Consider the following 14,922-nt stretch of genomic DNA (forward strand, 5'->3'; position numbering starts at 1 on the left):
TGGCCGATCTTGGCCAACCCCGTCGACGGTGTGCTGCTGGGGACCCCTATCCGACCTGCGGGTCGCCCTTCGTGTACGTCAGACGCTCCACGGCGCCCGGCTGGAACTGATCCTCGATCTTCTTGCCGTTGACGAAGAGCTGGATGGCTCCGGCGTCGCCGAGGATGAGGTTGATCTTGGAACTGTCCTGGAAGGTCTTCGACTCGCCCTGCTTCAGCAGCCCGTCGAAGAGCATCCGCCCGTTGTGGTCCTTGGCGGAGATCCAGCTCCGTCCGTCCGCGGCGCTGACCTGGACGGTCACCTTGTCCTGCGGAGCGGCCGCGATGGCGCTGTCGGACGGCTCGGGCTTCGGGTCGGCGGGCTTGGTGGCGGTCGCGGACGGCGCGGCGGACTTCTTGGTGGTCGGCGTGGACCCCTCGGCGACCTGGGTCTTCGAGTCGTCGTCGGCGCCGCCGCCCTTGACCATGGTGAACCCGACGAAGCCGATCACCGCGACGATCGCGGCGACCATGGCGGCCGTCCAGTTCGGCCCACGGCGCTCGGGGCGGATACGTTCCGCCTCGAACAGCGGGGCCGCGGGCGTCGGCGCGGGACGTCCGCCGTGCTCGGCGTCGTACTGCGCGAGCAGCGGAGCCGGATCGAGCCGGACGGCGCGGGCCAGGGTCCTGATGTGCCCGCGCGCGTAGACGTCGCCACCACAGGGAGCGAAGTCGTTCTGTTCGATGGCGTGGATGATCGTGATACGGACGCGGGTGGCGTTGCTGACGTCGTCGACGGTCAGACGGGCCTCGATGCGTGCCTTCTGAAGGGCACGTCCGATCGAGAGCCGGTCGGCCGCAGGGTCGTCTTCGAACGGACGCTCGTCTTCGGGGGAGTTGCCGTCAGGTGAGTTGACGATGGACACGGGGGCGCCTTTCGAGCGTGTAGCCACCTGTGCTGGAAGTACAGTCTAGGGGGGGTACGAAAGGGTGGGGCAACCGGGCGGTGGGACTTTGTACGCCATCAGAATGGCCGGTCATCCTGATATAGGGACATGGTGGCGTCCCTTCGCTCAACTTGACGTGCGACAAGGCGAAACGGTTGCCCACCGACTCCTTACGGGTGAGTCACATTCACATATCAGCCGGGTGCGGAACATGACGTTCCGCCATCCGCGCGACACCACCGCCGCTCCCTGAGCGACCGCCACGCGCTCACCGCGCCGTTTGCCGGCTGTCCCGTCCCCCTCGCCGGGGGCTCTACGCTTCTGCTTCCCCGCGCATCACGGCCAACACCCCGTCCAGCTCATCGGCCTTCACAAGGACGTCACGCGCCTTGGAACCCTCGCTGGGCCCGACGATCCCGCGCGATTCCATGAGGTCCATGAGCCGGCCGGCCTTGGCGAAGCCGACGCGCAGCTTGCGCTGGAGCATCGAGGTGGACCCGAACTGCGTGGAGACGACCAGCTCGGCGGCCGCGCACAGCAGATCGAGGTCGTCGCCGATGTCCTCGTCGATCTCCTTCTTCTGCTTGGTGCCCACGGTGACGTCGTCCCGGAAGACGGGCGCCATCTGATCCTTGCAGTGCTGCACGATCGCCGCGACTTCGTCCTCGGTGACGAACGCGCCCTGCATACGCGTGGGCTTGTTGGCCCCCATCGGCAGGAAGAGTCCGTCGCCCTTGCCGATGAGCTTCTCGGCACCGGGCTGGTCGAGGATGACCCGCGAGTCCGCGAGGGAGGAGGTGGCGAAGGCCAGCCGGGAGGGCACGTTCGCCTTGATCAGACCGGTGACCACGTCCACGGACGGCCGCTGGGTGGCGAGCACCAGATGGATGCCGGCCGCGCGCGCGAGCTGCGTGATGCGCACGATCGAGTCCTCGACGTCGCGCGGCGCGACCATCATCAGGTCGGCGAGCTCGTCCACGATCACCAGGAGGTACGGGTACGGGGTCAGCTCGCGCTCACTGCCCTCGGGCAGCTTGACCTTGCCGTTCCTGATGGCCTCGTTGAAGTCGTCGATGTGCCGGTAGCCGAACGCCGCGAGGTCGTCGTAGCGCAGGTCCATCTCCCGTACGACCCACTGCAACGCCTCGGCGGCCCTCTTCGGGTTGGTGATGATCGGCGTGATCAGGTGCGGGATGCCCTCGTACGCCGTCAGCTCGACGCGCTTGGGGTCCACGAGGACCATCCGCACGTCCTCGGGAGTCGCCCGGACCATGACCGACGTGATCAGGCAGTTGATGCAGGACGACTTGCCGGAACCGGTGGCTCCGGCGACGAGGACGTGCGGCATCTTCGCCAGGTTGGCCATCACATAGCCGCCCTCGACGTCCTTGCCGAGCGCGACCAGCATCGGATGGTCGTCCTCCGCCGCGTCCGCCAGACGCAGCACGTCACCGAGGTTGACCATCTCGCGGTCGGTGTTGGGAATCTCGATGCCGACCGCGGACTTGCCGGGGATCGGGCTGATGATCCGCACATCGGGGCTGGCGACCGCGTAGGCGATGTTCTTGGTGAGGGCGGTGATCCGCTCGACCTTCACGGCGGGGCCGAGCTCGACCTCGTAGCGGGTGACCGTCGGTCCGCGGGTGAAGCCGGTGACGGCGGCGTCGACCTTGAACTCCCGGAAGACGTTCTGCAGGGAGGCGACGACCGCGTCGTTGGCGGCGCTGCGGGTCTTGCCGGGGCCGCCGCGCTCCAGCAGGTCGAGGGAGGGCAGCGCGTAGGTGATGTCCCCGGAGAGCTGGAGCTGCTCGGCGCGCGGGGGCAGCTCGCGCGGCGCGTCGGGCGCGGCCTTGGTGAGGTCGGGCACGACCGACTCGACCGGCAGTGCCTCCTGCCTGGGCCGCTTGGCGCCCGGAACGGCCTTGGCGCGGGCGGCCGGTACCGGCGTCGTCTCCTCGTACCCGTCACGTTCGACGCTGACGCCCTGCGTCAGATCGGCGACCAGGGGCGAGGGCGGCATCCCGTGCAGCACGGCACCGTCCAGCGCCGCGGCGGCGGCCGCCGCGACGTCCACGGCGTCCATCGGCCGGTTCATGTCGGGCTGCTGCACGCCGGGCCGCCGGGGGCGGCTCCGGCGCCGGGTGAGCGCCTCATGCTCGGCGCTGTCGGGGTCGTACGCCTCGGGGGCGCGCGAGCGCCCGCCGGCGCGCCCCGCGATCCCCTCGCGCCACTGCTCGTCGTAGCGCTCCTCGTCCTCGCGGAACGCGTCCTCGTCGAAGTCGGCCTGGACGATGCCGAGCTTCTGGCCGAGCAGCCGCAGCCGCTGCGGAATCGCGTTGACCGGGGTCGCCGTGACGACGAGCAGCCCGAAGATCGTGAGCAGCACCAGGAGCGGTACGGCCAGAACGTCACCCATCGTGTACGTCAGCGGGGTGGCCGACCCCCAGCCGATGAGCCCGCCGGCGTCCCTTATCGCCTGCATCCCGTCGCTGCGCGCCGGCGAACCGCACGCGATGTGCACCTGCCCGAGCACGCCGATCACGAGCGCCGACAGACCGATCACGATCCGGCCGTTCGCCTCGGGCTGCTCGGGGTGGCGGATGAGCCGCGCCGCGATCAGGGCGAGAAGTATCGGGACGAGGAGGTCGAGGCGGCCGAAGGCGCCGGTCACCAGCATCTCGACGAGGTCGCCGACGGGACCGCGCAGATTGGACCACGTGCCCGCCGCGACGATCAGCCCGAGGCCGATGAGCAGGAGCGCGAGTCCGTCCTTGCGGTGCGCCGGGTCGAGCCCCTTGGCGCCGCGCCCTATCCCGCGGAAGGTGGCTCCGACGGCATGGGCGAGGCCCAGCCACAGGGCGCGTACGAGTCTGTACACGCCCGCGGTCGGGTTGGGCGCCGGCGCGGGGGCGGGCTTCTTGGCGGGCGCCTTGCCGGCGGCCGCCTTCTTCGCGGGGGCCTTCTTCACCGGGGCCTTCGTCGGAGCGGCCGCCTTCTTCGCGGGCGGCTTCTTGGCTGCGGACTGACGTGGGGCCATGTGTGTGAGGTTACCGGTGGAGACGACAGCGGACACGTGTGCCCAGTGCTTCACCCGATCGTGTCGCCCTTACGGAGACCGGAACTGACGCCTCCTCACGGCGTGACGGGCGTTCCCTCACGGTGCGGCGGGAGCTCCCTCGATGCCTGACGCGCCGTCCGGGCACGCCCGCGCGGGCCTCAGCTCTGCGACGGCACCGACGGTGCCCCGCTGCCGGTGCCCGGCTCCAGCGCGTCCAGCGCTCTGCGCAGTCCGGTGAGTTTGCGCTCGAGATGGGCCGCGGTCGCCACGGCGGCCGCGTCCGCGGAGTCGTCGTCGAGCTGCTTGGACAGCGCCTCGGCCTGCTCCTCGACGGCGGCGAGCCGCGCGGAGAGTTCGGCGAGAAGTCCGGCGGGCTCCTTGGCCTCGCCGAGCGCCGCCTTGCCACCGCCCTCGAGCTGGAGCCGCAACAGGGCCGCCTGCTCACGGAGTTGGCAGTTCTTCATGTAGAGCTCGACGAACACCGAGACCTTCGCGCGCAGCACCCACGGGTCGAAGGGCTTGGAGATGTAGTCCACGGCGCCGGCCGCGTACCCCCGGAAGGTGTGGTGGGGGCCGTGGTTGATGGCGGTGAGGAAGATGATCGGGATGTCCCGGGTCCGCTCCCGCCGCTTGATGTGCGCGGCGGTCTCGAATCCGTCCATGCCGGGCATCTGAACGTCCAGCAGAATGACCGCGAAGTCGTCCGTGAGCAGCGCTTTGAGCGCTTCCTCCCCGGACGATGCCCGTACCAGTGTCTGATCGAGCGCGGAGAGGATCGCCTCCAGCGCCAACAGATTCTCCGGCCGGTCATCGACCAGGAGGATCTTGGCCTTCTGCACCATGGCCCGCCCTCCTCGCCCCGGCATGGGGCCTCCCCTGTCCGCAGGACTAGGGGAGGCGCCGGGCGCCGCCCCTGGGGACGACTCCCTTGCGCCGTCCGTCCTTGTGCCGGTCATGCTAGCCGCACCCCGCCCGTCGCCACACCCTGTCACCGTGATGTCACTGTGCACGTAGCAGAAACGCGGCAGGGGACCAGAAGGTTCCCCGTATCCCGTGCTTCTACACGGCTTCGGGCACAGTCAGTCATCCGACGCCGGGCCACCCGAAAGCCCGTGGCACACGGTGCGCCGACGCCCGGACGCACCATGACGACCCGCGTCGCCTCCTCGAGTGTGTCACCCCTCACGCATCCACTGCGCCATCACCGACAGCAGGTGATCGGGATCGACCGGCTTGGTCACATAGTCGGAGGCACCCGACTCGATCGCCTTCTCCCGGTCGCCCTTCATCGCCTTCGCCGTCAGCGCGATGATCGGCAGACCCGCGAACTGCGGCATCCGCCGGATCGCCGTTGTCGTGGCATAGCCGTCCATCTCGGGCATCATGATGTCCATCAGAACGACCGTCACATCGTCGTGCTGCTCCAGGACCTCGATGCCCTCGCGGCCGTTCTCCGCGTACAGCACCGACAGCCCGTGCTGCTCGAGGACACTGGTCAGCGCGAAGACATTGCGGATGTCGTCGTCGACGATCAGCACCTTCTCGCCCTCGAAGCGGATGCCCGCGCCCCGCTGCGGTCCCGCGTCCCGCTGCCCCGCGGCCGCCCACGGCTCCTCAGCGGCGCCCGCGGCACCGTCCTGCTGCCCGGAGGCGTCCAGGCGCTGCTCGGCCGTGGGCAGCGCCCTGCGGCGCCTCCTGAACAGCGCGGCGGGCCCGTTCTGGGCGTCCTGGTACGACTTCACCTCGGCCGGCATGCCGGTGCTGTGCAGTTCACCCTCCGAGGCCAGCAGCTCCCCCGCCTCCAGCGCCGGCGCGAGCTGCCCGTAGCCCTGGGGCGGCAGTTCACTCGGGTGCAACGGCAGGTACAGCGTGAAGGTGGAGCCGCGTCCCGGCTCGCTCTGGGCGTAGATCTCGCCGCCCAGCAGCCGCGCGATCTCCCGCGAGATCGAGAGCCCGAGGCCCGTACCGCCGTACTTGCGGCTCGTCGTGCCGTCCGCCTGCTTGAAGGCCTCGAAGATCACCCGCATCTTGCTCGCCGCGATCCCGATGCCGGTGTCGGTCACGGAGAACGCGATGAGGTCGGCGTCCGCGTCCCGCAGCGACCCCGACTCCAGGAGCTGCTCCCTGATGGCCACCGGCACGTCGGACCCGGCGGGCCTGATCACCAGCTCGACCGCTCCGGAATCGGTGAACTTCACCGCGTTCGAGAGGAGGTTGCGCAGCACTTGGAGAAGGCGCTGCTCGTCGGTGTGCAGCGTGGCGGGCAGCTCCGGCGAGACCCGTACGGAGAAGTCGAGCCCCTTCTCCGCGGTCAGCGGACGGAAGGTCGCCTCCACGTAGTCGACGAGCTGGACGAGCGCGATGCGGGTCGGCGACACGTCCATCTTGCCCGCCTCGACCTTCGACAGGTCGAGGATGTCGTTGATGAGCTGGAGCAGGTCGGAGCCCGCGCCGTGGATCGTCTCGGCGAACTCGACCTGCTTCGGCGTGAGGTTCGTGTCCGCGTTGTCGGCGAGCAGCTTGGCCAGGATCAGCAGCGAGTTGAGCGGCGTCCGCAGCTCGTGCGACATGTTCGCCAGGAACTCGCTCTTGTAGCGCATGGAGACCGCGAGTTGCTCGGCGCGCTCCTCCAGGACCTGCCGCGCCTCCTCGATCTCGGTGTTCTTGACCTCGATGTCGCGGTTCTGCTGGGCCAGCAGCTCTGCCTTGTCCTCCAGTTCCGCGTTCGAGTCCTGGAGCGCCTTCTGCCGGTTCTCCAATTCCGCGGAGCGTTCCCGCAGTTGCTCGGTGAGCTCCTGCGACTGCCGCAGCAGCACCTCCGTCTTGGTGTTGACCGAGATGGTGTTGACGCTCGTCGCGATCATCTCCGCGATCTGGTTCAGGAAGTCCCGCTGGATCTGCGTGAACGGCGTGAACGACGCCAGCTCGATGACACCGAGCACGGTTCCCTCGAAGAGCACCGGAAGCACGATGACCTGCGCCGGAGGCGCCTCCCCCAGCCCGGAGGAGATCTTCAGGTAACCGCTCGGCGCGTTCTCCACGAGGATCGTGCGCTTCTCCTGCGCGGCCGTCCCGATCAGTGCCTCACCGGGGCGGAACGACGTCGGCATGGAACCCATCGAGTAGCCGTACGACCCGAGCATGCGCAGCTCGTACGCCTCCTCGTCCTCGGTGCCCGCGTCCGCGCCGTCGACCAGCGGCATCGACAGGAAGAACGCGCCGTGCTGGGCCGAGACGACCGGCGTCAGCTCGCTCATGATCAGCGACGCCACGTCGTCGAGATCGCGGCGGCCCTGCATCAGCGCGGAGATGCGGGCGAGGTTGCCCTTCAGCCAGTCCTGCTCCTTGTTCGCGATCGTGGTGTCGCGCAGGTTGGCGATCATCTTGTTGATGTAGTCCTGGAGTTCCTGGATCTCGCCGGAGGCGTCCACGTCGATCTTCAGGTTCAGGTCACCACGGGTCACCGCGGTCGCCACGCGCGCGATGGCGCGCACCTGCCGGGTCAGGTTCCCGGCCATCTCGTTCACCGACTCGGTGAGGTCGCGCCACGTGCCGTCGACGTCACGGACCCGCGCCTGGCCGCCCAACTGCCCCTCGGTGCCCACCTCGCGGGCGACTCGGGTGACCTCCTCGGCGAACGACGAGAGCTGGTCGACCATCGTGTTGATGGTGGTCTTGAGCTCCAGGATCTCGCCGCGCGCGTCGATGTCGATCTTCTTGGTCAGATCGCCCTTGGCGATGGCCGTGGTGACCATCGCGATGTTGCGCACCTGGCCGGTCAGGTTGGACGCCATGCCGTTCACCGACTCGGTGAGGTCCTTCCACGTCCCCGCGACTCCCGGGACCTGAGCCTGACCGCCGAGGATGCCGTCCGTACCCACCTCGCGGGCCACCTTGGTGACCTGCTCCGCGAACGAACTCAGCGTCTTCACCATGGTGTTGAAGGTGTCGGCGAGCTGCGCGACCTCACCGCGCGCCTCGATCGTCACCGTGCGGGTCAGGTCGCCGTTGGCGACGGCCGCCGCGACCTGCGAGATGTTCCGCACCTGCATGGTCAGGTTGTAGGCCATCAGGTTGACGTTGTCGCTCAGGTCCTTCCAGATGCCCGTGACGCCGGGCACCCGCGCCTGACCGCCCAACTGGCCCTCGGTGCCCACCTCGCGGGCCACCCGGGTCACCTGCTCGGCGAACGACGAGAGCTGGTCGACCATCGTGTTGACGGTCGTGACCAGTTCGAGGATCTCGCCCCTGGCGTCGACGGTGATCTTCTTGGACAGGTCTCCCATGGCGACCGCGGTCGTGACCTCGGCGATGTTGCGCACCTGGATGGTCAGGTTGTTGGCCATGAAGTTCACGGACTGGGTGAGGTCCTTCCAGGTGCCCGAGACACCCTGCACCTCGGCCTGCCCGCCGAGGATGCCCTCCGTGCCCACCTCGCGGGCCACCCGCGTCACCTGCTCCGCGAAGTTCGAGAGCTGGTCCACCATCGTGTTGAGGGTGTTCTTCAACTCCAGGATCTCGCCGCGCGCGTCCACGTCGATCTTCTGCGACAGGTCACCGCGGGCCACCGCGGTCGCGACCTGCGCGATGTTGCGCACCTGAGCGGTGAGGTTGCCGGCCATGCCGTTCACCGAGTCGGTCAGGTCGCGCCACACACCGGCGACGCCGGGCACCTGCGCCTGACCGCCGAGCCGGCCCTCCGTACCCACGTCACGGGCCACCCGCGTCACCTGGTCGGCGAACGCCGAGAGCTGGTCGACCATCGTGTTGATGGTGTTCTTCAGCTCCAGGATCTCGCCGCGCGCGTCCACGTCGATCTTCTGCGACAGGTCGCCGCGGGCCACCGCCGTGGTCACCTGCGCGATCTGCCGCACCTGTGAAGTCAGGTTCCCCGCCATGAAGTTGACGGAGTCCGTGAGTTCCTTCCAGGTGCCGGACACCCCGTCCACCCGGGCCTGTCCGCCGAGGCGGCCCTCCGTACCCACGTCACGGGCCATCCGCGTCACCTGGTCGGCGAAGCTCGAAAGCTGGTCGACCATGGTGTTCACGGTGACCTTCAGCTCCAGCATCTCGCCGGCGACCTCGACGGTGACCTTCTGCGACAGATCGCCGTTGGCGACCGCCGTGGTCACCTGGGCGATGTTCCGCACCTGACCGGTCAGGTTCTGGAACGCCGTGTTGACGGAGTCCGTCAGGTCCTTCCAGGTGCCGGCCACTCCCGGAACCTGTGCCTGGCCGCCCAGCTCACCCTCGACGCCGACCTCGCGCGCCACGCGCGTGACCTCGACACCGAACGACGAGAGCTGGTCGACCATCGTGTTGACGGTGTTCTTCAGCTCCAGCATCTCGCCGGCGACCTGGACACTGACCTTCTGCGACAGATCGCCGTTGGCCACGGCGGTCGTCACGGCGGCGATGTCCCGCACCTGGGTCGTGAGGTTCCGGAAGACCGTGTTGACGGAGTCCGTCAGGTCCTTCCACGTCCCCGCCGCCCCCGGCACGTTCGCCTGACCGCCGAGCCGGCCCTCGCCGCCGACCTCGTTGGCGACACGGGTGACCTCGTCCGCGAACGTCCGCAGCGTCTCGGTCATCTGGTTGATCGTCTCGGCGAGCTGAGCGACCTCACCGCGCGCGGAGACGGTCACCTTCTGCGACAGGTCACCGCTCGCGACCGCCGTGGTCACCTGCGCGATCCCGCGCACCTGGGCCGTCAGGTTGCCGGCCATGAGGTTCACCGAATCGGTGAGGTCCTTCCACACACCGGCCACACCGGGCACCTGGGCCTGACCGCCCAGCTCGCCCTCCGTACCCACCTCGCGCGCGACGCGTGTCACCTCGGAGGAGAACGAGGACAGCTGGTCCACCATCGTGTTGACGGTGTTCTTCAGCTCCAGCATCTCGCCGGCCACGTGAACGGTGACCTTCCGCGACAGGTCACCCTTGGCGACCGCCGTGGTCACGAGAGCGATGTCACGCACCTGGGCGGTGAGCCGGTACGCCATCGTGTTGACCGAGTCCGTGAGGTCCTTCCACGAACCGGACATACCGCGGACCCGGGCCTGTCCGCCCAGCTTGCCCTCGGTACCCACCTCGCTGGCCACGCGGGTGACCTCGTCGGTGAACGTCGAGAGCTGGTCCACCAGGTTGTTGACGGTCCGGCCGACCTTCAGGAACTCACCGCGCAGCGGATGCCCGTTCCCGTCCGCCGCCTGCGCGCGCAGGTCCATGCGCGGCGACAGATCGCCCTCCGCGACAGCGGACAGTACCCGGCCGACCTCGGAGACGGGCCGTACGAGGTCGTCCACCAGCGCGTTCGACGCGTCGATGGCGGCCGCCCAGGCCCCTTCGCCCGCACCCGCCTCCAGGCGCTCCGTGAGCTTGCCCTCACGGCCCACCACGCGCCGTACCCGCGACAGCTCACCCGTCAGGTGCATGTTCCGGTCGGCGACCTCGTTGAAGACCGCCGAGATCTCGGACATCACGCCGTCACCGGAAACAGTGAGCCGCTTGCGGAAGTTGCCGTCCCTCATCGCCACCAGAGCCGCCAGCAACTGGTTCAGGGCCGCCGTGTCCACCTCGGTGGTGCCGGTGCGCGGTGTGCGCCCGCTCTTCGGGGACTGCCCGCCTTTCGCGCGCGTCCTACCGCCCCGCGTCGCTGCGCCAGACTCCACTGTGTCCCTCCCGCAAGGGTCGACCAATACTGCTCGGCGTACTCGGGTACTTCTTCTCGTGGTGCGCGGGAGGCATGCGACCTGCCCGGACCTTCTCCTGGAGCCTGCCCAGTGTTTCACCCCGGCCGAACCAGGCCATAACAGTTCGGCAGCTTCGCACATCGTCCGCACACCCGCGGGACAATCCTCCGGCCCCGGTCGGAGGCAATCACACGCACCTGTCCGAACGGAACACCGCACTCTTCAAGACGGAAACACCCGTGACCGGCATCCGCAGGCCCCGCGAAGGTAAGTAACCTTGCAAGCGGCTGTCCAACCGTGCCGGTCCCGTCCGGCCTGGGCGGTGGCACGAGTACGAGCGGGCAGGCATCGGAGGGCACCGCACCATGACCACCGGACTGCATCCCGGGGAGACACCCCAGGATCCCCGGCCGACAGGGCACCACGCTCTGCCCACGCAGGAGCGGGCCGGCCACGGAAACCCGCACGCCGCCGACGACCGGACAAGGAGTTCTGTGATCACCGCGCGCGCGGCCGCCAGTTTCGAACCCGTGGGACGGTCCGTCGCGACCGCCCGCTCGTTCGTCCGGGACACCCTCCAGGGCTGGGGCTTCGCCGACATCGTCGACGACGCCGTCGTTCTGACCAGCGAGCTGGTCACCAATGCCGTCGTGCACGCGGGCACCTCCGCCGACGTTCTGTGTCTGCGCAGCGACGACGGCGTGCGCATCGAGGTGGCGGACCGCTACCCGGAACGTGAGATTCCACTCCAGGCCGCGGCCATCACCATGGGAAGCCCCGACCGCGAGGGCGGCCGCGGCCTCCAGCTCTGCGCGGCCCTCGCCCGCCGCTGGGGCGTCGACTACACGCCCACCCACAAGCAGGTCTGGTTCCAGCTCGACCTCCCCGAGCGCGCCGTCGGCACCCGGGCCGCCGGGCCCTCGCTCCCCGCCGACCTCCTCCCCCTGGCCGACGGCCGCGTCCGCGTGGCAGTCGTCCAGATCGACCGCACCGGTGCCGTCAACGCCTGGAACGAGGACGCCGAGGAACTCTTCGGATACGCGGCCGAGCAGGTCATCGGCAAACCGCTCACCGACTTCGCGGCCTGGCCGCACACCCCGGGCACCGGCACCGGCATCGTCGAAGCCCTGCAACTCTCGCGCTGGGAAGGCAGTTACGGCGTCCGCTGCGCCGACGGCCGCGTCACCCCGGTGTACGCCTCGCACCTGCGGGTCCGCGACACGACCGGCGAGCCCTCCACCGTCTGCCTCCTGGTGCGCGACCACGAACGCGCCGTCCTGCAGACCCCGTTGCGCGGACCCGCCTCCGACGCGGGCACCCACACAGAGGGCCAGGCCACCGATCCGTTCGAGGTCTTCATCGGATCACCGGCCCCGGACGACCTCGACGGTCTCCTCCAGCGCACGGTGGAACGGGCCCGCGACATGCTCGACGGCGACTCCGCGTTCCTGCTCCTCGCCACCGACGACGAGACGGAGTTGGAGGTACGCGCTTCCACGGGCCTGCCCTCCGCCCGCCAGCGCTTCGCCCGCGTCCCCGTCGAGGCGGGCCCCGGCCGCTACGGCTCGGCCCGCATGCCCGCCGTCCACGAGGACCTGACCCTCGTCCCCGGCGCCGTACCGCTCCTCGGCGGCACCGGCATGCGCTCGGTCGTCACCGTCCCGCTGAAGGTCGAGGGCCGCCTCACCGGCTCCCTCGGCGTCGCCGCCGAATCGCCGGGACGCTACTCCAACGAAGAGGCCCTGCGCCTCCAGTTCGCCGCCGACCGCATCGCCCTGGCGGTGGAATCGGCCCGCCTCGGCGAGCTGGAACGCCTGCGCCGCGGCTCACTGTCCTTCCTCGTCGAGGCCTCGGACCTGCTCGCCGGCACCCTGGACCGCGACCAGACGCTCGCCCTCATGGCCCAGATGACGGTCCCGACCCTGGCCACCTGGTGCGCCGTGTACACGATCGCGGACCAGGCCTCCGATCCGTACCTCTCGTACGTCCTGCACGAGGACGAGGAACTCATCGACGGCCTCAAGGCGTTGCTCTCGAAGATCGCCCCGCCGGACCCGGTGACCACCCCCGGCGCCCGGGTCTGGTCGGCACCTGCCGCGGCCGCCCACAACGCCGCGCTGCGGACGTCGATGCGCAGCCTGGGCCTCGGCGAGTACACCTCGGTGAGCTCCGGCATCGGCCCGACGCTGGCGACGGCCGCCGCGGTCGGCGGCGAGACCGTCGTCCTTCCCCTGGTCGCCCGCAACCGTGTCATCGGCATGCTGACCCTCGGCAAGCCGTCGGACGAGCATTTCCGCCAGGAGATCCTGGAGTTGGCCGAGGACCTCTCCCGGCGAGCGGCTCTCGCACTGGACAACGCACGCCTGTACTCGGAGCGCACGGCCATCAGCCAGTCTCTCCAGCGCAGCCTCCTGCCTCCCGAACTCCCCCAGATCGAGGGCGTCGAGGTCGAGGTCATCTACCGGGCGGCCGGCGAGGGCAACGAGGTCGGCGGCGACTTCTACGACCTCTTCCCGATCCGTGACGGCGCGTACGGCTTCGCCATCGGCGACGTCTGCGGTACGGGCCCGGAGGCGGCGGCGGTCACGGGCCTGGCCCGGCACGCACTGCGCCTGCTGGCCCGCGAGGGCTACGGCGGCCCCGCGGTCCTGGAGCGGCTGAACTCCGCGATCCTCGACGAGGGCGCCCGCAGCCGCTTCCTGACGCTCCTCTACGGCGAGTTGTGGCCCCAGGAGGACGGCAGCGCCGTCCTGAAGGTCGTCTGCGCCGGCCATCCGCTCCCGCTGCGGCTGCGCCAGGACGGAACGGTCGAGCCGGCCGCCGAACCGCAGCCGCTCCTCGGTGTCATGGAGGACCTGGAGCTGTACGAGCAGAGGGTCACGCTCGATCCGGGCGATGTCCTGCTGTGTGTCACGGACGGCGTCACGGAGCGGCGCGAGGGCACCCGCATGCTCGGCGACGACGGCCTCGCGGACGTCCTCACCACCTGCACGGGGCTGACGGCCGGCGCGGTCGCCGCACGCATCATGCGCGCGGTCGAACGCTTCGCCTCCGACGCCCCGTCGGACGACATGGCGATCCTGGCGATGCGCGTCCCCGGCCTCCACACGGACTGAGAACCGCAGGACCGACGCTCCCGGGACTCGGGTTCCGGGAGCCGAGGTCCGTCGGCTCGGAACACGGGAAATGCGAAAGGCCCCCGCCCACAAGGGCGGAGGCCTTTTCTGCTGGAGCCCCCCAACGGAATCGAACCGTTGACCTTCTCCTTACCATGGAGACGCTCTGCCGACTGAGCTAGGGGGGCCTGTCGCTTTTGAGGTTTCCCTCGCGGCAACAAGAGAGATCATACCCTGAATTGGACCGTGTTCCCAACCAGTCCGGCCCTGATCAGAAGGCCGGTTGCAGCAGTCCGCCGAGCGCGTTGCACGCGGAGACGATCCGCTGCATCTCCCGCTTCGTCAACGTCCCGTCCACTGGAAGCGAGAGGGTCTCGTCGGCGGCTCGCTCGGTCTCGGGAAGGTGTACGTCCCGGCGGAACGCGGACAGGCGGTGCACCGGAGTCTTCACCGGCACCCGGCACTCGACTCCCCTGGCCCGTACGGCCGCTGCGAAGGCGTCACGGTCCGGACGACCGTTGCCGGGCACCCGCACCACGTACTGCTGGTAGGTGTGTCCGTCGCCGCTGACCGGCGTGCGGACGCCCCTCAGCCGGCCGTCGAGGTAGGCGGCCCGCTCCCTGCGCTGCGCGATCTCGTCGTACGGCGCCTCGGACTCGCCCTGTTCCAGCACCAGCACCTCGTGCCGCTGCCCCAGCTCCCGCAGCCGCGCCAGGTCGGCGGTCCGCCCGAAGCGGTGCACGACGACGAGCGCCGCCGTCTGCGGGGTCATGACGGCCTCCACCGCGTTGGGGTCGAGGCAGTACGTCACGGGGTCTATGTCGGCGAAGACGACGGTGGCGCCGGCCTGGGTGACGGCGTCGGCGACCTCCACGTTCCCGAAGGCCGGAACGACGACCTCGTCACCGGCTCCGACGCCCGCGGCGGTGAGCATGGCAGCAGTACTCATGGTGGGGATATTGGTCGCGTAACGTGAACTTCAAGTGACACCAAACAAAAAAGAGCTGGTCCCCGAACCGAAGTTCGGGGACCAGCTCTCTAAAATTTGTTCGGCGGCGTCCTACTCTCCCACAGGGTCCCCCCTGCAGTACCATCGGCGCTGTGAGGCTTAGCTTCCGGGTTCGGAATGTA

Annotated in this window: 6 protein-coding genes, 1 tRNA gene and 1 rRNA gene; 1 reads left to right on the forward strand and 7 read right to left on the reverse strand. The window is 69.4% G+C overall.

Going from position 1 to position 14,922, the window contains the following annotated elements; genetic code table 11:
• Positions 1–46: 46 nt before the first annotated feature.
• The 4 genes from ACWEBX_RS32960 to ACWEBX_RS32975 form a co-directional block, all read right to left on the reverse strand.
• Positions 47–904 carry a helix-turn-helix domain-containing protein gene (locus tag ACWEBX_RS32960; protein ID WP_451888440.1) on the reverse strand — a complete coding sequence of 286 codons (858 nt, stop codon included), beginning with the start codon at positions 902–904 and terminating at the stop codon, positions 47–49.
• Between the two features lie 334 nt (positions 905–1,238).
• Positions 1,239–3,962: a DNA translocase FtsK gene (locus ACWEBX_RS32965; protein WP_451888441.1), complete on the reverse strand. Its 2,724-nt coding sequence runs from the start codon at positions 3,960–3,962 to the stop codon at positions 1,239–1,241.
• A 179-nt stretch (positions 3,963–4,141) separates the two neighbouring features.
• Positions 4,142–4,825: a response regulator gene (locus ACWEBX_RS32970; RefSeq protein WP_037620357.1), complete on the reverse strand. Its 684-nt coding sequence runs from the start codon at positions 4,823–4,825 to the stop codon at positions 4,142–4,144.
• A gap of 333 nt (positions 4,826–5,158) precedes the next feature.
• A complete protein-coding gene (locus ACWEBX_RS32975) occupies positions 5,159–10,654 on the reverse strand; it encodes a HAMP domain-containing protein (RefSeq protein WP_451888442.1) in 5,496 nt (1,831 codons plus the stop codon).
• Between the two features lie 386 nt (positions 10,655–11,040).
• Between ACWEBX_RS32975 and ACWEBX_RS32980 the strand changes: the two genes are divergently transcribed.
• On the forward strand, positions 11,041–13,791 hold the full coding sequence (locus ACWEBX_RS32980; protein ID WP_451888443.1) for a SpoIIE family protein phosphatase: 2,751 nt from the start codon (positions 11,041–11,043) through the stop codon (positions 13,789–13,791).
• 112 nt (positions 13,792–13,903) lie between these two features.
• Here ACWEBX_RS32980 and ACWEBX_RS32985 read toward each other — a convergent pair.
• The 3 genes from ACWEBX_RS32985 to rrf form a co-directional block, all read right to left on the reverse strand.
• A tRNA-Thr gene (locus tag ACWEBX_RS32985) sits at positions 13,904–13,979 on the reverse strand.
• An 83-nt stretch (positions 13,980–14,062) separates the two neighbouring features.
• The gene (locus ACWEBX_RS32990; protein ID WP_451888444.1) at positions 14,063–14,725 is read right to left on the reverse strand and encodes a DegT/DnrJ/EryC1/StrS family aminotransferase; all 663 of its coding nucleotides are present in this window, start codon (positions 14,723–14,725) and stop codon (positions 14,063–14,065) included.
• 113 nt (positions 14,726–14,838) lie between these two features.
• A 5S ribosomal RNA gene (gene rrf / locus ACWEBX_RS32995) occupies positions 14,839–14,922 on the reverse strand; the annotation flags it as partial.

The sequence above is a fragment of the Streptomyces sp. NPDC005070 genome (genome assembly GCF_053600395.1).

Excerpts from the sequence above, each read along its gene's own strand:
- ACWEBX_RS32990 (WP_451888444.1), bottom strand. The coding sequence starts at position 14,725 with ATGCTCACCGCCGCGGGCGTCGGAGCCGGTGACGAGGTCGTCGTTCCG.
- ACWEBX_RS32980 (WP_451888443.1), top strand. The coding sequence starts at position 11,041 with ATGACCACCGGACTGCATCCCGGGGAGACACCCCAGGATCCCCGGCCG.
- ACWEBX_RS32965 (WP_451888441.1), bottom strand. The coding sequence starts at position 3,962 with ATGGCCCCACGTCAGTCCGCAGCCAAGAAGCCGCCCGCGAAGAAGGCG.
- ACWEBX_RS32970 (WP_037620357.1), bottom strand. The coding sequence starts at position 4,825 with ATGGTGCAGAAGGCCAAGATCCTCCTGGTCGATGACCGGCCGGAGAAT.